The organism is Cesiribacter andamanensis AMV16, from assembly GCF_000348925.1.
GTDB lineage: Bacteria > Bacteroidota > Bacteroidia > Cytophagales > Cyclobacteriaceae > Cesiribacter > Cesiribacter andamanensis.
Genome location: NZ_AODQ01000002.1, coordinates 27486 through 47315 on the forward strand (window position 1 = coordinate 27486; position 19830 = coordinate 47315).

Here is a 19830-nt window from a genome sequence, read left to right on the forward strand (position 1 = left end):
TTGCCATATTGTCTGCATACTTTGCACAGCTTTAACCACATAACCCACTGACTTACAAACACTACCCTTCAACACCAATACCCTTAACGGATTAAAGGGTAACGCTAAAAGGCTTTACCCAGCTATTCCGACTAGTCTTGCGGAACAGGCGACACATATTGCCAGTCAATGGGATTGAGCGCCCACACTTCAAGGGATTTTACCTGTACCGCCGGGTCTCCAAACACTTCAATTCCCAGTGCATCTTTTAAAGCACAGTAGGTTCTGCTGGTGATGGACCTGCGCTTGTTGACATAGGCCTCGAGCATCGATTTATCCAGAAACACACGGAGCTCAAAGGGTGCTCCTGCTAAAGACAGCGGCCCCTCGTCTATTCCGTTTTCCTGAAACTGGCTGGTTTTCATCCGGTCAATGCCAAAGGTTTCTTGTTCAGGGTTGTAGTAAAGCTTGGTCTGCTCTGCTCCGGTAGGGGATTTTCGCACGATCAGACCATAGGGCTGCTTTCCCTTATGCTCCAACGTTACCTTAATTTCCAGCACATCACCCGTAATAGTGGCAAGTGCTTTATTGGCGTCTACAAGAGACATATTTTTGAGGCTGAGCAATTGTTGGCCTCTTTTGTTCTCCACTTCTTGGATCGGCTCAAACAGCAGCCGGCCCTGCTGATCCACACTCAAAGATAATGGAAGGCCCGCATTATGAGCCCAGCCCATGTTGTAGGCATGTAGCCCCCTGTACTTACCCTGAGCAATGCTAAAGACAATGGATCGGCCGGTCTTAGGATCAACCATGCCCGAGGGGCCGGTAAAACCAAACTTCCCATAGTCCATAAGCTGGGGCGCCTCCTGATCGGGAATAAACCTGTTGTTCTTTTTGTCAAACCTGCCCAACCAGTAATGAATGTCTTCCTTCAAAGGGCTTACCAGCAGGATGTACCGGGTTTCACCCGATTTGTATTTTCCTACCGGTAGAAACACAGGGAGCTCCCACATATCCCCTAGTCGAGGATACTTCTGGGAATCGGACAGGAAAAAAGGGTTGCTGTACTCCCAAGTTAGGGCATCACTTGAGGTGAACAAGGCAGCTGTTCCTCCCTTGCCTTCAATTCCAGAACCTACCAGCATGTACCACAGGGTCCCTTCCTTCCACACAAAGGGATCTCGAAATTCATTGAAAAGGTACCCCTGTGGCTGCTCAGCGACCAGTTTGGGGTGATAGATCCATTCGATCAGATTCGGGTCTTTCGGATTTTTAGGCCTTGCGATGGCCACCGCCTGGTTAGGCTTTTTACCATCATTCCCAGCTGTAAAATACAGCACCGGTTCTCCTTTTGCATCAAAATGGGCAGAGCCCGACCAGATGCCGTCCGGGGTCAAATCACCTTTTTCTGGGGCCAGCGCAACGGGCGCGTGCTGCCAGTTGATCATGTCATCGCTTACCCAATGGCCCCAGTGAATCTGATGCCAGTACGGACCGGTGGGATTGTGCTGGTAAAAGAGGTGGTACTTTCCTCCATAGTAGAAAGGTGCATGCGGCTCGTTCATCCAATGGGCAGGTGCCACCGCATGGTAGGTTGGTCTGTAGCGGTCTCCGTTAAACTTTGAGTAGTCCAGCGCGATTTCCTGATAAGGAATTTTAGGGATTTTCCCCGTTGGCAAATAGGCTAGGTACATGGCATGTACTTCTCCTTCGGAAAGAAACTGGCCCTTAACCCACAGTTCGTCCATCAGACCGTTGAACATATTCAGGCTAAAAGGCATGTCGCCTTCTATAACGGCTGCCTGATTGTGACGACCTATTAGTAGCTTCTGATCTGTTGCTGCCGCCAGCTGAAAAGGAGTACTAAACTTTTTCTCATTTATCTTTTTACCATTCAGGTATATCGCTGCGCCCTGCTCGCTTAAAGTAGCAACCACAAAGGACCATTCGTTTTTTGGCAAGGGATGCTCCTGATCCCACAGTTCTACCCACTGCGCTCCGTCGCCACACTGAAACGACCAGGCGCCATGTCGGTACATGCCCAGGGCAAATCCTTTCTTGTTAGGCAAATCCTGCTGATTTATAATTGCCGACAGCTTCCCCTCATCGCCCCACTCAAAGGCTCTTGGCGCTACCCAGACAGCTAATGTCAGCTCCTGTGCGGGAGTAAAATTAGTTTTTTCGATGAAGGTTGAGTACCCATCGAACAGCAGGGCCTGTTGCGTCACCCCACTTTTGCGCCACAATGGATCTGATTGTGGCTTGTACAAGGCTTTGGTAAAGGCATACTGCACCGAATCGTACTGACCCGACACCTTTTCTTCTACGACTGCGCCAGCGGTATGGTCAAAACTGTAGTGCAGGTTGGATACGGGGGTGTCCCTCTGAAAATCGCTGCCCTGAAAAAGTGAAATAACACTTAATGTATATCCAATAAAATTGCTCATTGCTATCGGTTTGGCTTTTTAAAAGGATTCGTTCTGTACTCCTCCGGATTTGGCATGACCTTCTGTGTCTCAAAAAACTTTTTGGAATTTTAAAAGCTTTTCATGTCAGCCACTTCCACTTTTTCTATCGTAGCGGCATCCAGCATCCAGGCATCAAGCTTCAGCACTCTGGCAGATCCGCCTTCGGAGAAAAGCCGCACCTCCAGGTCTTCGGGCTCGGGGAAAATAAGGCTTGAGATTACCGTTTCCCCTTCCCCACCAAAGACTTCCACCGAGCACTGATCTACAAAGATTCTTAGCCTAATGGTTCCATTTGCCGATGATAGAGGCCCTTCGCTCATGAGCGGAAAAGAAGGATTGAAGCCTACCTTGCCAGAGTTCGTTCTGTCTACATAAAGCTGCTGCTGATCCTCTCTATAACCTATGATAGTCTTATTTTTCTCTCCTGCAGCAATGTGTAGTCCAACATGCTTTGCCTCCCCCAGGTCAAACTCAACCACAAGTTCGTAAGCGTTTCTGTCTGGTTGAAAGTCGTTTACAGGAACAATGCCCTTCACGACTAAATCCTGCACCTGAACATGCTTTTTCCTTAGCTGCTTTAGGCTACCAACTGGCTGCTGCACCAGTCTTACGCCATCCGGAAAGGCCTTTAGGGAAAGCTCTCTGGGCACCGACTGCATACCTTTCCAGCCCTTGGTCGGCAGGTCATGCGCATACAACCAGTTGCCCATCCAGGCGATCCATACTCTACTCTTTCCATTTTGGGGAGCATCCTGCCAGGAACGCACAGCGTAAAAGTCGGGGCCGTAGTCAATCCAGGGAGCCACCTCCCGTTTGTGCACCGCCGGCTCATTTGACTGCATGATGTGATCTACGTTAATGTGGCCAAAGCCTCCGGTATGCTGATCTACTATTTCAATCCGAGCCGTCTTTCCCCGCCACTCCTTTACCGGCCAGTTACTCCAGCGCATGGTTTCTGTATTTGCACCGGTGGTTGAGCGTACGACCTTCCCATCTATCAGCAGCCGAATGGCTGTACTGTCGGGGTGATAGCCTCCGCCAATCATAAAGTTGATATACTCCTGGTCAATGGTGAATGCTGGTGAAGTTATTCTTCCTACTGTTTTGTCCTGCCGATAGTAGCTGTTTACCAGCTGCTGGCCCTGGTAGCCTATGATCACACTCTGCAGCTCCAACGCACCTTTTGTGGGCGAAGCCGAAAAAGCTTCACCTTCCTGTCGCCACCCCTCTAACCCCTTTTCAAAATCAAACAGGACTTTACCCTTGGGCACATACGAAGTTGTTTGAAGTTGTTTTTGAAAATCGGGATCGACCACAAATCGCTCGCCGTCAAACGAACCCAGGAAGTACTGCCCACCTACCGGCTGCACATCCACCTCCAGCACCCATTTTATATTGTTTGGATCACCATCTACCGGCAAAGGAAATAGGTCCGGACATTCCCATACGCCTCCTTCAGCCCCCACAGGACCAAAATCGCTCACAAAAGTCCAATCCTTTAGGTTTGGTGAGGAATAAAATTGCACCTTTCGCGCATCCGCCAATGCAATAACCATCAGCCACTTGTTGGAGGGAGCATGCCAGAAAACCTGTGGATCCCGAAATTCGGTAGAACCAATGTCAATGACAGGGTTCTTATCATAATGGGTGTAAGTGTTTCCTTTATCCGTACTGTAGGCGATGCCCTGCATTTGCCGGCCATCGCTGGGCCGAAGCATGGAATAAATGGCAACAAAGGGAGGACTTTCTTTGGACCCGAAACCGCTGGTATTTTCATAATCCACTACCACCGAGCCAGACATTTGCCCAATGGAATCCTGACGCTTAAACGCTTTGGGATAGTGGCTCCAGTTCACTAGATCTTTACTGGCGGCATGTCGCCAATAATAAAAATGATATAGCCCCTCATGGAACACCAAACCACTGGGGTCGCCCATCCAGCCTTCGGGTGGACTTAGATGATAGTGTGGCCGGTACGTATGCTCCCTCTCCTCATTCGCTTTCGAGGTAGTATTCACCTGGCCCTCAGGGTTTGTCACACAAGATGACAAGATGAAGCAGAGGGTAAAAAAATAGAGTCTTTCCATTGCAACCTTGAGTTGTTCTGATTTGACAGATTTCCTAAATAAAAAGCGCAAAACAGCCGCTCTTTACCATACACTTCAAGATAGAAGCTCTCGCCAACATCCAGTTCCAATAACGGATCAATTAATTGCGAATTCTGATCACAGCCCCATAAACACCGTTTCCGCAAACGTTTGAACAACATTGATAGGCTTGCGAATGGCCTGAAGGGTTTCAATTATGTTTCATGCTTTTGAATTCATACCACCTACTTACCAGCCCATGATTCACCAATAGGGGTTAGTATTTCTGTTTTCGCTGTCGCGTAACGGGCAGTTTACTGGTGAAGTTCCACCTTTTTGGGATGAGGGGCATCGGACAAGATGCAGGTGGTGGTGTTGGCCATTGCTTAAAAATCTCTAAGCATTTTTTGTTCTAGCCCATGCTCGTAGCATAAAGAGTAGAATATTACGGCTAAAGCGGTATTCTCCCTTTTACCTACATTCGATGTACTGGTACCTGGATATTATCCGAAGAAAAGCCCTCCCAAGACGCTGCCTCTACTGTTCCTCATTACTCCGGAAGTTCCACCTATTGGTCTCCGGAAGGTAGATCAGATCATGAAATTCCGTTTTTTCTTCAGGTTGTTTTCTTGAAATCTGAATCTCGTGGATGTTGCCAGTCTGCTTCACCTTTTCAACATAGTACTTATGGATCGCCCTGCTGGATTCTATGAGAAGGGTATACAAGACGATAGTTTCATGAAGCATGTTTACCCAGTCGTTAAAGGTAATGAACTGGAGCTGCGAAGCAGGATCGGTTTTAGTGAAATTATTTGGGTGAATGTGCCTGTCAAGAAATGAATAATTGGAATGGGCGATGGAATTCCGGATTTGGGTTATGTAGCCGTTCTTAATACACTCGTATACCTCAGGGTAAGCCTTTTGAAGCCGGTCTCTAACCTTCTCCCTGATGATGCTCTGGCGGGTACCTGTACTGTCTGATTCCTTCTGTTTTCGTATCCCTTCAATTTTGAAATGCCAGTCATAGGGCTCGCCAAAAGCCAGCCGGGTGATCTGGTATAGCCGTTTTATGAAGCTATCGGCTTCCCATATCTTCAAGTAGATCAGCATTTCCAACTGAATGACTATCTCTTCCTGATTCAGTACCTTTGCCAATAGAGCACTTTCCTCATCATTATTAGCCGGCTGACCGATAATTTCCAAATAACCCGCATAAGACTGCTGGTACATGGATGAGGTCATGTAGTTGTTAATAAACTTGTAATGAAGACCCGCCGACATACCCTCACTACCTCCGCCAATCCGATAAGGCATCCTAGGCTCGACTCCAGAATAGTTGTTTATATCCGGATCATAAGTTCCATTGCAACACACCAATAAAAAATCACCCTTGTGCGACTGATTCGCTAGCGCATCATTCACCAGCCGCTCAAAGCCGGGCGCAATGTCAGCCTGTTTAGCATCCAGAAGATCTTGAAACACCATACGATTTTATTTTACTCCCGCCGGCTGACCCGGTTGTACACATCCCGGCCCAGGTGCTGAGCGGCGGTGCGGTACATGTCGGGGTTGTTCATGGTTTTCTTCACCAGCTCTTCGTTGCCGTCCAGACGCTCAAAGATGAGGCCGTCGAGAGCGGTCATGAAGTAGTGCATGAAATTTTCGAAGGTATTGGCCCTGACGGTGGCGATAATGTCATCCTTGGCCGCCGCGGATTCAGCTACCTGATCAAAGAAAAGCTCATCGGCTTTGGTGAATTCGGTCCCAAACAAGTCGTTGAGCTTATCCACGAGCATGGAGAGGTTTACCTTATCATCTTTGGGGGCACCTGTGCCGACTTCCGTCGGTCCTTTCAGCGGATCAGCCTCCCCCGTACCCAGCTCGATAGAGCCGGCGCTTATTTGCTGCAGGCGGTAGTATTTCAGGGCTACCTCACCTACCAGCTGAAACTGCTCCTGGTTCCGATGCGGCAGCTTGGTGAGCAAAAAGCGCAGGTAGGTGTAGAGTTTCTCCAGCGCGGAATCCTGATAGGGGACGATCTGCGAGATAAAACCATAGAGGCGCTGGAAGGAGGCCATCTGGCTCTTGATCTCTTCCTGCTCGGCCTCGGACTGTTCTTTGAACCGCTCCACCGCCTTATCCAGGATGCTGTTCATTTTCTTATGATCGGAGACAGAGGGGTCTTTCTTGTTGGAGAACCACACTTCACAGAAAGCCACGATCTCCGCATAGGTATATACCTGCCACTGATCCAGCGTATGCTGCAGCTTGGAGAGCTGGTGCGGATCGGGTTCCGCATCGATGGCAGTTGCTTCATAGTAGGGTTTAAACGCTTCATAGATATCCTCATGCGTATTCACAAAATCCAGCACAAAGGTATCTTCCTTGCCCCGGGCAGTGCGGTTCAGCCGGGAAAGGGTCTGTACCGCCTGTATGCCGGCCAGACGCTTATCCACGTACATGGTGTGCAATAGCGGCTGATCGAAGCCGGTCTGGTACTTCTCAGCCACCAGCAGCACCTGGTAGGCATCGGTGGCAAACTTCTCGGGCAGCTCGCTTTCCTTCACCCCTGCGTTCATGCCCACCTCGGTATACGCACTATTCGGAATATCAGGATCTTGGACGGTACCGGAGAAGGCTACCAGGGAACGAATGCCGGTATATGCCTTTTCTTTGATATACTCGTCGAATGCCCGCTTGTAGCGTACAGCATGCAGGCGGGAGCCGGTAACCACCATGGCCTTGGCGCTGCCGCCGATCTTGTGCCGGGTATGCAGGCGGAAATGTTCTACAATTACCTCCACCTTCTGCCGGATGTTATGGGGGTGAAGGCTCATGAAACGCGCCAGGGCTTTGGCCGCCTTTTTCTTCGGCACCTCCGGATCATCCTCAGTCTTTTTAATGAGCCCGTAGTAGGCTTTATAGGTGGTGTAGTTGGCCAGCACATCCATGATGAATCCTTCCTCAATGGCCTGGCGCATACTGTAGAGATGGAAGGGTGATTTACCGTCTGGGCCGGGTTCGTTGAAGTTCAGTTTCGTACGATACTTCGGCGTGGCAGTAAAGGCAAAGAAGCTGATGTTGGGCTGCTTGGGCCGCTTCAGCATTTCCTGGTACATATTTTCCCGTGCCTCCTCGCTCAGGTCTTCGTCTTCCTCCTCCAGCATCTGGCTGGCAATGGCCGCCTGTATGCCTTCTTTGTTCAGGACCTTCCGCAGCTCGGTAGCCGTTTCGCCACTTTGGGAGCTATGAGCTTCATCCACGATGACGGCAAAGCGCTTGCCGGCCGTTTCAATCTTCACGCCTTCACCCTTTTTGGCGAGCGTTTCCAGCGCCTGGGCAATGAAGGGGAATTTCTGTATGGTGGTGATGATGATGGGGGTATTGTCCGACAGGGCCTTGGCCAGCTGCTGGGTGTTTTCCTCGATCTTCTGCACCACTCCCTCCTTGTGCTCAAACTGGTAAATGGTATTCTGCAGCTGCTGGTCCAGTACCCGGCGGTCGGTAATGACGATGACGGTGTTGAATACCTTTTCGTCCTGCTCGTTGTGCAGGCTGGAGAGGCGGTGCGCCAGCCAGGCGATGGAATTCGACTTGCCCGAGCCGGCCGAATGCTGAATAAGGTAGTTGTAACCGGCCCCTTTTTCCCGGCTGCTATCCACCAGGCTGCGCACTACATCCAACTGGTGGTAACGTGGGAAGATCAGGATCTCTTTTTTAATCGTTTTTATCCCCTCTGGCACTGCGATCTCCTTCTCCGTAACCTCCAGGTGAAGGAAGCGCGCAATGATGTCCAGCAGGCTGTCTTTCTGCAGCACCTGCTCCCATAGGTAGGCGGTACGGTAGTTGTCGTAATTGGACGGCGGATTGCCGGCTCCGTTCTTGAAGCCCCGGTTGAAGGGAAGGAAGAAGGTACTGTTTCCTTCCAGCCGGGTGGTCATGTATACCTCGTCGGGATCGACGGCGAAATGCACCAGCGCCCGCTCCTTGAAGCGGAAGAGCGGGTCTCGGGCATCGCGCTCCCGGTACTGTTTTTTGGCATGCGCTACCGTTTGGCCGGTAAGGGGATTTTTCAGCTCCAGTGTAACCACCGGCAGGCCATTGAGGGCCAGCACCACATCCACCGACTGCATGGGAAATTTCGGGCTTTGGTGCAGCTGCCGGGTAACGGTTAGGCGGTTCTTACCATAGTCTTCCCAGGCCTTGGGGTTCAGGCGGGTGTTGGGTGTGAAATAGGCCAGGCGAAACGTTTTCCCGAAGCATTTGAAACCGTGGCGCAGCACATGCAGTACGCCCTTGGCCGCCAGTTCCTTTTCCAGGTCGCTGATCAGCGCCTCCCCGGCCTGCTGCCCATAAAACTGCTCCAGCATTGCCCAGCGTTTGGGCTGACTCTTCCGGATAAAGGTGATGATATCCTGTGGAAATAGCCCCTTTTCGGCATTATAGGCAGCTGGGTTACCCAGTTCGTAACCGCTCTCGGGCTGCAGCAGGCAATGCTCAATCGCCTTTTCGAACTCGATTTCCTTATGCTTCATGGGCGTATGGTTCAGGGGCATACTGCCGTACATCGATCTTACCCGTTACGGCATGGGTGATGAGGGAGGAACGGTATTCTTTAAGTTTGTTGATAGCCAGAGTATTTTGTTCAGCTAATCTGTCAATCAACTGGCAGTTCTTCTCTATTTCTGAAACAATCAACCCAACTTCTTCAACAGGGGGAATGGGAAACTGAAAGTTTTTTATTTCTTCAAAGGTCAACCCCTCACGCGATGTGCCTACCTGACCCGCAAAGATCTTGTGCTGACCAATTGTCGAAGTCAGCAGGTACCGGATAAAGGCGGAATACGAATTATTTACTGGCCGGATAATACAAACATGCTGATTGACATTAGCCTCCTCATGTAATGTGTAGGTAGTTACCCTTCCAATAGATGCTCCAGTAATGTTAAGTAGTACATCCCCGTTGCTCACCTGTGAGTTAGCCATAGCTTCATGGGTCTCCTCCGAGATGTATTTAACATCTTCAAGTCTCAATCCATTAAAATGGATATTTTGACTGCGCAGAAACATTATACCCTCATCCACATACACTTCACTACCTCCTTTTGGAGTAACCCCGCTACCAACTTTGGTAACAAGATTTTTTAACCGCTTCACCTCCCAGTGTGCTGGGATATCCCCCAGCCCGTCGATGCCGGACAGCTTTAGCGGAGCATCGGGGTTCAAGCCTTTGGTCACCGCCTGGGTGATCAGCGCCGTACGCTTCTCATCCAGTAGCTTCAGCAGGGCTTGTTTCTTGGTTATAAGGACATCTATTTGTGCTGTTCTTCCATCTAAAAAATCAGCAATAATTCCCTGTTCCTTCAATGGAGGTAGACTTACCAACAAGTTCTTTATAGTGTCCTGGCCAATGTTTTGCATGGAACCACTGGTGCCAGTCGCATCTTTTTCATATTGGTGCCGTGCCACCGCTGATCGCAAAGTATAGATCAGGTATTCATCATGCACTTTACCTGACGTTACTATCCGGAACAACTTATCACACAAAAGCAACTTTGCATCTACAGCCTTGACCTTTGCAGCGCTGCCTACTAGCTCTTTTGTATTGGCTCTACTGATCAAGATGTCCCCGGCTCGTATCACATATTCCAGCTTTGGCTCAAGATCAGATGGGAGCGCCTTGTTTTCAGAAGGATCAAAGATTCCGCTATTCACACACCCTACCTTAAGAACACCCCATTCTCCCTCTTCAGCGGCTTGATTGTGGCACTGGGGAGACCAACCCTGTTCAATCTTATCTATGAGATGCTTTAGCCGTTTCACCTCCCAATGTGCCGGCGCATCACCAAACCATTCAATTCCAGTGGGCTTATAAACAGGATATCTTTTTTCTGTCATGACGTTTTGTAGGTTTGCTCCGGATGCTTGGGCATGTCAGGTATACTATACTTTAGGCGGTTATCCTTCAGGAGGGACTGCACAAATTTCCGAAAGAGGTAGCGCCGGTCCCGTTGCAGGTAATACTCCAGCGCCTCCATGGACTGCGGCTGCCAGCTGCATAAAGCAAGTATAGCATTCTCCATGGTTGCCTGATCGGTTTTCCATTTGCCCAGCTGGCTGACTTGCCCGGAAAGGTCAGGGGGTAGAGCAGGAAAAGATTCGGTACTCTGGTCACTACCTTGGGTAGTTTGACTAGTAGCTTGTGTAGTTTGGCTATTAGCTTGTGTACTTCGCCCATTACCTTGTGTACTTCGCCCATTACCTTGTGTACTTTGCCCACCAACTGGGGCACCAGGGACAGCAGCTGGTGCACTAAGCTGTACTCCGGGTACATAGTAGGTGGCACGGCCCTGCCCTTTCCGCTGCACCAGTTCATGGACGGCCAGGTCCCGTAACTCCATGGAAGCCTTCATGTTGTCGCAGCCATTGAGCTGCCGATAGGTAGAATTATCGACGGCACCTACTTCCCGGATGAAGATAAGCGCCTTTTTCTGGTTGTCATTTAACCCAAACTCGGCGAAACCCTGCAGCCACTCCAGGTCCTCCCTGGTAAGGAAGTGATGCAGGAGTAAGCGGGCTGTAAACTGGTCCTGGGCATGTTCTGATTCAAAGGTGGGCGGTGCCATGCCCACACCCTCCATAAGCCGGCGCATGGAGCGAATGCCGCTCCCTTTGTTCTCTGCCAGGTTGGTTTCATGAAAGACGGCCGCGATGAAAGTATTGCGCACCCGGGAGCCAGGCTCACCCAGGTAATCAGTAGGCTTCAGCGAGTAGCCAGGATTTTTAATTTCGATCCGGTTGCTGTAGCGAATGATCTGGATCGGCTGGTGCACCCGATAGGATCGGTGCATCAGGGCGTTTACAATGGCTTCGCGGAGTACCTTGCCTGGTAGGCCCAGCGACTCCGCCTGCAGCTGCCCTTCCGGCAGCAGAAAGCCCCGGGGCAGATCGTCGGCCACGGCATCGTAGGCACGCTGGGCCAGCAGGAGCAGAGAACCCCGCATGTCGATGGTGGTGAAGCGGTTGTCCGGATCGGCTACCCATTCGTTGCCGGGCACCCGTACATAATCCACCCGCACCATGGGCACCAGCCGGCGCTGGGCCTTACGGGAGCCAAAGAGCAAAAGCCCGGCATAGGTAAGCACCCAATCCCCGCCTTTACGGGTAATGCAGTTGAGCGACTGGAGCAGCTCCTGATCATCATACGTAAGCTCCTCTGCTGCCGGGTTCACACGTGCCCGGAGGCTGCGGTAAAAGTCAATGGCATTTTCATCCAGATCGCCCAGGGAGCTGCCATTCACGACCTGACTGTCAAATGTCTCCTGACTGTTGTAGAACAGTTGAAGATCATCCTCCGTGCAGCGCTGGTCGGTGGGTCCTATGCGCCGGTAAGCACCCTTGGGCAAGCCTTCATTCCGAAAGTAAAGGGGTTTTGCTCCTTCGGGTAGCTCCTGCACATACACACTCATGACCAGATTGCCGCTCACCTCCTCTATTCGGATATCGGGCCGGATGGGCTGGTTAAATACACTGGCGCACTGGGAGGCTAGGTCTGACTGCAGCTTATCCGTATCCGCTACGCCGGTGGCTTCATAATCGGGAAACAGGCTTAAGCCCGTCATTTTTACGCCCAACAGGATGTACCCTCCTCCAAGACCCGGCTCGTTGGCAAAGGCGCAGACGGTTTCCAGAACGGAGCGGTCAACCTTCCGCCCTTCCTTTACTTCGATGCGGCTGGTTTCGTCCGTGCGGTTTAATTGCTTTATTAAATTTGCTGCTGACTCCATCTTCTGCACTTTACTGCACCACCTCCCGCAGCATCGAAATGATGTCTCCTTCCAGGGCCTTCATTTCTTCCTCGATCAGCTCCAGCGGACGTGGTGGCTCGTACACATAGAAATGCCGGTTAAGCGGTATTTCATACCCTACCTTGGTTTTCTTAAAGTCGATCCAGGCGTCAGGTACATGCGGCTTTACCTCCTGCTCCAGGTATGCTTGCAGGTGTGCTTGAACCAGCTGGAGCAAGAGGATGTTATCCGCTTTGCTGTCGTAGTCCACTGGCAAGGGGAGAGCGATTGTTTCTGGCAGCGGCACCAGTTCTGTATCACGTAGTTCCGAGTCCGGCTCGGGGTTTCCTTTGGCATCCCGGCAGATCTCGGCTTCCGGGTCTCGCTCGGAGAGCGCTGCCAGGATAGCTTTCTTCAGGGAGGCATCCAGCTTAATACCGGCGGCTTTAAAGGCGGCATCAAAGGCTTTCAGAAAGGGCGCTCTACTGCGGTACAGCCCTTTGTCGACCAACTTCTCCAGTACACCCAGAATCTGCTGCTGGAGTGCCTGCCCGGCCTCAATTTCCTGTTGGCGGACCTTATCGTCCTTCCGCTTTTTGCTGGTCGCCAGGTTTTGAAAAGCTGTTGTCTCCTGCACCCGGGCAATGCGCTCGGGCGTCGCCTGGAAGTTCAGGCGCAGGGGACGTTCTACCGTCATTTTCAGGTAGCCAAACTCCCGATTGGAGAAGATCTTGCTGCATACCTTGCCTCGTAGCTGCGCCTCTTCCAAATCGGAGGCATCATTCTGGCGGAAGCGTCCATAGAGTCGGGTGATGTCATGTATGTGGGCCTCGGACAGCTCGTTTCGCTTGTTTCCGAGGCTTTTGCGCATCTTCTGGAAGTGCTGGGTGGCATCGATGAGCTGTATTTTACCCTTACGCTCAGCCGGCTTGCGGTTCGTTACCAGCCAGATGTAAGTGCTGATGCCGGTATTGTAGAACAGCTGATCGGGCAGGGCAACCACCGCATCCAGCCAGTCGTTTTCAATGATCCAGCGGCGGATGTTGCTCTCACCCGAGCCAGCATCGCCTGTAAACAGCGGAGAGCCATTAAAGACTACGGCAATCTTTGAGCCTTCTCCTCCTTCTTCCGGAGCCCTTTGCATTTTTGAGATCATATGGAGCAGGAAGAGCAGCGAACCGTCGTTGCTGCGGGGCGTACCGGGACCGAACCGCCCATCAAACCCTTTTTCCCTATGCTCCTTCTCCACCACCTTAGACTGCGTCTCCCATTTTACCCCGAAAGGCGGGTTTGCCAGCTGGTAATGGAAACGTTTACCCGCATGGCCATCGCCAGTTTTCCCATCGCCCAGGGTATCGCCCCATACTATATTATCTACTGGCTCATCCTTGATCAGCAGGTCGGAGCAGCAAATGGCCCATGACTCCTCATTGTATTCCTGTCCAAAGAAGGCCAGTCTCGCATCTTTATTGTACTCTCTGATGTACTCTTCAGATATCGAAAGCATGCCACCCGTACCACAGGTAGGGTCGTAGACCGTGCGTACCACTCCCGGCTTGTAGATATCCTCATCAGCCGTATAGACCAGGTTGGCCATAAGGCGAATCACTTCCCGGGGGGTAAAGTGGTCTCCCGCTTCTTCGTTTGCCTGCTCGTTGAATTTGCGCACCAGGTCTTCAAATACATACCCCATCTGCAGGTTATCGATGGTTTCGGGATGCAGGTCTACATTGGCAAGAGCTTTTACCGTTCCGTACAGACGATTGGACGTCTCCAGCTTTTCGATCTCCTTCTCAAAACCGAACTTCTCGAATATCTTCGTGGCAATGGGAGAAAAGCTATGAAGGTAGGCAACCAGGTTGCGACCGATATTCTCCGGATCAGCCAGCAGACGCTTGAAGGTATACCCGCTGGTATTGTAAAGGGGCTGTTTTCGATCGGGGGCAGCAAACTTACCCAGCATCCGGCTGATCACTTCGTCTTCAAAGCCCTGTTGCTTCAGGGATTCGTATTTGGCTTTCACCTCATCGGCCTTTTCCTCCAGTACACAATCCATCCGGCGCAGCACAATCATCGGCAGCATCACATGTCGGTATTGCGGTGGGCGGTAGGGGCCACGGAGGCCGTCAGCAATCTTCCAGATAAGGCCTACCAGTTCGGGGTGCTTGTGTTGCGTCATGACAGTTGCGGAATAGCAGTTGAGTCCGGCAATCTATCGGTTGGTCCTGGCTTAACCAATAAAAGTAACAACAAATATTCACAATGTTACCCCAAATGACATTGTAGGGCGGGGAGGGACCCCGCCTACCCCGGGGAGGTATCCCGCCCTACCTGTTCCTACAATGTAGGCTACCCCCTACACACGGAGGCCCCGCCAGAAAAATTTTCTGAGGAATTTTTGCGGAAATTTTCGGGAGCAAATTTTCCTGGCCTATAAAAAACTATAAACCCAGCTCATTATGCGGGAAATGGGGCTTACTGTTGTGGTGAACGCTGAAACCGGCTCATGTTTTGGTACCGTAATGGGGGGTTACCGGTACCAAAATGCCGGGTTATACACTCCAAAGGGGTTGTTTTAGTGGATCTCTGTATTGATTTTTTCCATCCCCGCCTGATACCGTAAGAATAATGCGGATATACTGCGTAGGGTGGATGGCGCATACCACTCAGCAATATCGTAGGCGCTGAATGTGCGACAGAACACGAATGTGTTTTCCCGCACATCCTTTTTCATAAAGGCGAAGCCAGTATCCAAGGCAATCTCCTGGATCAGGGTGTCGACCTCTTCCCGGTAATAGGTAGCCTTGTGATCGATCAGGCCCAAGGAAACAACCTTCTTGCTCATTGAGGGGATTTTAACCTGAAGGTGAATCCCACCGGCTATTGTGCTATGAGCATCCACGTTTACCCGCTGATCCTGCGAGAGTGAAGGTTGAATGTTCTCCAATCCAGCCAGGAATTGTTCATGGGCGTAACGCAACTGTTTGCTATAATCACAGCATTCGGAATTGCTTATCTGCTCTATCACCTGGGAGAGGCTTACAAAAACTTCCTGAGCAGGACTTTTGGCGAGATCAAGTAAATATCGCTTTAGAGGGATACTATTATTACGATAAAAGATAAGGTAGCCTGCCTGTACAGCATTCGCTTCTATGTCATACCAGTGGCTGCTATTATCGCTTGAAAAGGTTGAAATTCTCGTCTCCAGCAACCGAATAGCCCTACCCTTATTCTGTGGAATTTGCTTCCATATTTTAAGCAGGTGGCCCAGGCGCAGATTCAGGCTCCCTATAAATCCCATTGAACACTGAAGGCCTAATCGGCAGCTGTACAAGTACGGATCCTGAAGGATGGTATCCTCATGCTCCTGGAGCAGTTGGTGGTTGGCTGTCAGGAGGGAGGTGGTTTGTTTCTTACTCCATCCCATTATAGAAGGTAAATGTACAGTCATAATCTAACTGGCCTATGATGGAGGCCTGCTATATACAGAACATTAAATAGTATGGTTCATCGGTTTTAGGATACATCAGTATGGCCTTTAACAAAAAAGCAAACCTACATCGACGTGTATTAGTGCTATTTTTTCGGGTATACACATAATTCTTCAGATAAGCTTCGCTGATGAAAAAAACATTAGCTGGGGACGTGTACTGGATTTCTCTTTCCGTGTATACAGGTAAATTCATCAATTAAATAATGAACAACATGACGCAATTCAATGCGCTCGGCTTTACTGCAGCCGAGTTGGAGAAGCTTATTTTCCATTCCGTAGAGAAAGCGGTGCAATACCAGTTTTCCAAGCATGCACCAACAAAAACGGAGTTCCTCTCCGTCAAAGCCGCGGCGGCATATCTGCAGCTATCCGTATCCACAGTGTACGCCAAAACTGCCGCCAGCGAGCTACCACACATGAAGCGGGGCAACAAACTCTACTTCGAAAAAGACCAGCTGGATGCCTGGCTGCGGGAAGGCCGGCAGCAGACCCGCCAGGACGCTATGGAGCAGGCAGCGAACTACACTTATAAAAGGAAAGGAGGGCGAAATGTATAGCGGTAACTTCTCCGGTGCCGGTAACTTCAGTTACCAGTATAACAAGGGCTCGAATTACAAGGATGAACCCAATGTGGTAGCCACTGTTGATACCTTTAAAGCCGCTTACACAGGCACTCATGCTGGTCTAATGGAAGGCTTCAAAGAAGTAGATCATGATCATGGTACGTATGCTAATCTTCAGTACCCATACCTAAGACTTGAGATGAGGAATAGATTCGCACCCATCAAAGTTAAGATCGGGGACGAGGAATTTGGCGAATTACACTTTGCAGGAAATGGCCAGGTCACCCTTTCGGTGCTGAACACACAGTTCTACACGAATGCTGACTGGAATAAACATGTACAAATCTTTAATAACTACTCTGGACTTCATTTTAGCAACGTCAGGATGCTTCATATAGCATTAGATACTTATAGTCTCATAGACAGATATAACTACTGCTTTTTTAAGAGAAAGGGTCAGCCCTACAGCGGAGCCCTTCCCTATGGTAAAATATCTAATAACCCAATTGGCTTTGTAGACTCGATACGGGTATATTCTTTAACCACGCGGCGTCATTTCCAGATCTATGACAAACAAAGCGATGTCGAAAAGAAAAAACCATATATTCTTGATTATTGGAAAAAGAATGGCCTCTACCTAATCCAGAACCGAAAAATTAATCGGCTAGAACTCAGGTATGTAAAAGTACCAAAGGGTTTAGAAACACAAATAGACATGCTAACGGATCAGCAGTTTCTGTTTAGCTTGATTCGGCACGAAGGAGAGAAGGCACTGCGTTTTAAAGTAAAACCAAAAAAAGGACAGGCCAATAAAACTCGCTGGCCGTACCTCAATTTAATTGATTGGAGTAGGCTTCCTCCAGCATTTCAGCTGCCTGCGACGGGTAATACGGTGAAAAGCAAAAATCATATTAAAGGAATGCTGAAGAAGCTCTATTTAATCTATCTAGACAGCTCGCAGGATTCAGAATCAATCGTTCCGGGGGGTATGAGTCTCATAATGGAAATTTGCCTCCGAGAAGGTCTTCAGAAATACTTTGAACGAAAACAGCCTGAGTGGAAAAAGGAGTATCAACGAGACCAGCGTTAAAGAAGGGCTAGTGTGGGACTGGAAGCAGTCGCCATGCTAGCCCTTCCGTGCTTGTACCTGTCCCAGATTCGTAGCATGTACTACCCCGCATCTACCCCGCACAGGCTTCCACTCAAACCTTCCTACCCGATTCACTCCTAGTCAAGAAAAGAGGTTAGATGACTGGCATACTTGCGCTTGGTTTCATCGCTGAAGGAATCCAAGTAGCTTTCCGTCGTTTTAAGGTTGTTGTGGCCCAGGCTTTCGGAAATCACCTCAATCGGTGCCCCGGATCGCTTCAGGATCGTAGAGTAAGAGTGGCGGGCCGTGTAGGTAGTAACATGTTTTCCAATGCCCAAACTCCCGGCAATCCGCTTTACATAAGTATTGATGGTCTTCGTCGCTTGTTTCACACGGGCCAATTCCTTTTCTGCGGACAGCCCCTCCTCAAGGATAGGAAACACAAAAGAGTCGGACAATGCCGGCTTATTCCCCCATCTTTCGATGATCTGCAGCGCCTCCGGTAGCAGCACCACCTGGATAGGCCTCAGGTTTTTGCGGGTAGTGTGCCGAGTTTTCGCCCTGACAAAAGTAATTTTACCGTCATCAAGATCTTTGTACTGCAGGTTCGCGATATCCCGGATATTGATCCCATTGCAAAGGTAGCTGAAGAGCCACAGATCCCGGGCTTTGGCCTCACTATCTGTTGCCGGCTGGTACAGGAACAACTTTCTGATATCTGCCGGGAGAAGCGCTTTTTTTACGTTTCTGGCAGCCGGAATCTCATACCTACGCTTTCCAAAAGGGTACTGGCTCTGCTTGACCGCTCCTTCCTCGATCGCCAGGTTGAACAATGTACGGACGTAGCGCAGGTAAATTCCCACCGTAGTAGTTGAGTTACCTTCCTTCAACATCCATTCCTCATACTTCTTTAGAAACTCAACGCTGACCTGATCAAAAGGTAGCTTATTCTTCCCCCAGTACCTTTCCAGAGACCGTTGCGCAGTTCCATACGAATCTGCCGTACTGGCACGCCCAGCGCTTCTCAGGCTCTCCTCATATTCCCGGAAAGCTGAGAACAAATCATCCGGATTGCCTTTAGCGGAAAGCCGCTTCTCAAAGCCCTCAAAGGTGAAAACCGGCAGCTCGGAAATGATTTTAAGGGCACGGCTCTCGAATGCTTCGAAAGCCAGCTTAAGGTTTTTGTAGTCTTGCCTGGGGCGTTGTCCATACACCCTATGCCAGTCTTCCTGGGTTAAACTCACCTGCCCATGGTCCACCATGACGGGATAATACTTCTGTTTGCGCTGGGAGGTGACCCGGAGTTTTACGGCGAAGGTACCGTCCTTATGTAGGTGCCGGGTATCCAGCACGATGTCGGTTGTAACGTTTGCCATGGTTGAGAGGTAAGAGACCTACATACAATCTACATACATTTACGGCAAAAGGCCATAAGCGGTCATAGAACGTTGGACGAAAAATCGGCTTTAAAAGCCATTTAAACAAATATTTCGAAACCGATGCAAAGGCCTGAAAACCGGGGAAGTATGACTGTTAATCAGGGGGTCCTTGGTTCGAGCCCAAGCTGGGGAGCTTAAAAATGAAGCACTTACTGCTATAACATGCGGTAAGTGCTTTTTTTGTGCACAAAATGTAAAAACACGCACGTCCTGGGGATGATCTATTGGTATATCTGAGGAGGGAGGGGGTAAATTCTTTGCAATAGTAGCGGTTGCTTGCCAGCAAAAAAACGCGGTAAAAACAAGGACATTCTCTGTCCCCAACAGGTCTTGCGTCTCCAGGGATGCCTGCAACTTCCCATAAACAAGTACACAACCTGACCCATCAACGCATTACTACAGCAAGTTTGATAACAGCATTTTTTAGCAGGATGTACCTGTCATGCTTTTCTACTAGAGTAAGAAGTGCTTTGAAAAGAGTGAGAGCAGAATTGTTGGCACTGCTCTTACTTCACCAATCTCTTCCATATATTCCAACCGTTCAAGAGTTTTATCCGTAGTATCACTTTGGAGCGCTCTTCTGATTATTTTTCCTGTAGTTCAAATTTTTAAGTGGTGTCCTGAACCTTACCCTGCCTGAAAAGGGGGTGAACCCCTACTTTACTATAAAGCTGCACCTGATCGTTTAGCAAGTATTCTACAGGCACAATAGCAGAACAAATTATAAAGGTTTTATTTTTTTGGATTTATAAAAGTTAAAATTTTAATAAAAATATATTTAATAATATTTTAATTTTTAATTACATTGAACTTACATTTGCGTTTCAGTAGTTCAAGTAATGCTTTAAGCACCTGACTCCTTCTCCAAGATTATTCGCCTATGTACGCTCTCTACCTTTCCCCTTGTTCAAAACCTGGCCCTGG

Annotated in this window: 11 protein-coding genes; 2 read left to right on the plus strand and 9 right to left on the minus strand. The window is 49.7% G+C overall.

Annotated features, from left to right (window positions below):
- Positions 1-131 precede the first annotated feature (131 nt).
- From ADICEAN_RS00610 to ADICEAN_RS00645, 8 genes are all read right to left on the minus strand, one after another.
- Positions 132-2426: a GH32 C-terminal domain-containing protein gene (locus ADICEAN_RS00610; protein WP_009193542.1), complete on the minus strand. Its 2295-nt coding sequence runs from the start codon at positions 2424-2426 to the stop codon at positions 132-134.
- An 89-nt stretch (positions 2427-2515) separates the two neighbouring features.
- Positions 2516-4534 carry a glycoside hydrolase family 32 protein gene (locus ADICEAN_RS00615; protein ID WP_009193543.1) on the minus strand — a complete coding sequence of 673 codons (2019 nt, stop codon included), beginning with the start codon at positions 4532-4534 and terminating at the stop codon, positions 2516-2518.
- Between the two features lie 537 nt (positions 4535-5071).
- Entirely contained in the window at positions 5072-6019 is a 948-nt protein-coding gene (locus ADICEAN_RS00620; RefSeq protein WP_009193544.1) for a hypothetical protein, read from the minus strand.
- Between the two features lie 11 nt (positions 6020-6030).
- A complete protein-coding gene (locus ADICEAN_RS00625) occupies positions 6031-9069 on the minus strand; it encodes a type I restriction endonuclease subunit R (RefSeq protein ID WP_040395882.1) in 3039 nt (1012 codons plus the stop codon).
- Positions 9059-10432, minus strand: a complete 1374-nt coding sequence (locus ADICEAN_RS20760) for a restriction endonuclease subunit S (protein WP_009193546.1) — start codon at positions 10430-10432, stop codon at positions 9059-9061. Before ADICEAN_RS20760 ends, ADICEAN_RS00625 begins: the two co-directional genes overlap by 11 nt.
- Positions 10429-12321: an ATP-binding protein gene (locus ADICEAN_RS00635; RefSeq protein WP_009193547.1), complete on the minus strand. Its 1893-nt coding sequence runs from the start codon at positions 12319-12321 to the stop codon at positions 10429-10431. The genes ADICEAN_RS20760 and ADICEAN_RS00635 overlap by 4 nt, the downstream gene beginning before the upstream one ends.
- A gap of 10 nt (positions 12322-12331) precedes the next feature.
- Positions 12332-14500, minus strand: coding sequence for a type I restriction-modification system subunit M (locus tag ADICEAN_RS00640; protein WP_009193548.1), 2169 nt, complete (start codon positions 14498-14500; stop codon positions 12332-12334).
- Between the two features lie 396 nt (positions 14501-14896).
- Complete coding sequence (locus tag ADICEAN_RS00645; protein ID WP_040395883.1) at positions 14897-15772, minus strand: hypothetical protein; 876 nt, start codon at positions 15770-15772, stop codon at positions 14897-14899.
- Between the two features lie 245 nt (positions 15773-16017).
- Here ADICEAN_RS00645 and ADICEAN_RS00650 point away from each other — a divergent pair, with 245 nt between their 5' ends.
- Positions 16018-16371 (plus strand): helix-turn-helix domain-containing protein, encoded by a 354-nt coding sequence (locus ADICEAN_RS00650; RefSeq protein WP_009193550.1) that lies wholly within the window; start codon positions 16018-16020, stop codon positions 16369-16371.
- Positions 16364-17467 carry a hypothetical protein gene (locus ADICEAN_RS00655; protein ID WP_009193551.1) on the plus strand — a complete coding sequence of 368 codons (1104 nt, stop codon included), beginning with the start codon at positions 16364-16366 and terminating at the stop codon, positions 17465-17467. The genes ADICEAN_RS00650 and ADICEAN_RS00655 overlap by 8 nt, the downstream gene beginning before the upstream one ends.
- A gap of 137 nt (positions 17468-17604) precedes the next feature.
- Here ADICEAN_RS00655 and ADICEAN_RS00660 read toward each other — a convergent pair whose 3' ends face one another.
- Positions 17605-18843, minus strand: a complete 1239-nt coding sequence (locus ADICEAN_RS00660) for a site-specific integrase (protein WP_009193552.1) — start codon at positions 18841-18843, stop codon at positions 17605-17607.
- Positions 18844-19830: the final 987 nt, after the last annotated feature.

Bases quoted from the DNA above. Each gene is read 5' to 3' on its own strand.
- ADICEAN_RS00610 (WP_009193542.1), bottom strand. From the start codon at position 2,426: ATGAGCAATTTTATTGGATATACATTAAGTGTTATTTCACTTTTTCAG.
- ADICEAN_RS00615 (WP_009193543.1), bottom strand. From the start codon at position 4,534: ATGGAAAGACTCTATTTTTTTACCCTCTGCTTCATCTTGTCATCTTGT.
- ADICEAN_RS00620 (WP_009193544.1), bottom strand. From the start codon at position 6,019: ATGGTGTTTCAAGATCTTCTGGATGCTAAACAGGCTGACATTGCGCCC.
- ADICEAN_RS00625 (WP_040395882.1), bottom strand. From the start codon at position 9,069: ATGAAGCATAAGGAAATCGAGTTCGAAAAGGCGATTGAGCATTGCCTG.
- ADICEAN_RS20760 (WP_009193546.1), bottom strand. From the start codon at position 10,432: ATGACAGAAAAAAGATATCCTGTTTATAAGCCCACTGGAATTGAATGG.
- ADICEAN_RS00635 (WP_009193547.1), bottom strand. From the start codon at position 12,321: ATGGAGTCAGCAGCAAATTTAATAAAGCAATTAAACCGCACGGACGAA.
- ADICEAN_RS00640 (WP_009193548.1), bottom strand. From the start codon at position 14,500: ATGACGCAACACAAGCACCCCGAACTGGTAGGCCTTATCTGGAAGATT.
- ADICEAN_RS00645 (WP_040395883.1), bottom strand. From the start codon at position 15,772: ATGACTGTACATTTACCTTCTATAATGGGATGGAGTAAGAAACAAACC.
- ADICEAN_RS00650 (WP_009193550.1), top strand. From the start codon at position 16,018: ATGAACAACATGACGCAATTCAATGCGCTCGGCTTTACTGCAGCCGAG.
- ADICEAN_RS00655 (WP_009193551.1), top strand. From the start codon at position 16,364: ATGTATAGCGGTAACTTCTCCGGTGCCGGTAACTTCAGTTACCAGTAT.
- ADICEAN_RS00660 (WP_009193552.1), bottom strand. From the start codon at position 18,843: ATGGCAAACGTTACAACCGACATCGTGCTGGATACCCGGCACCTACAT.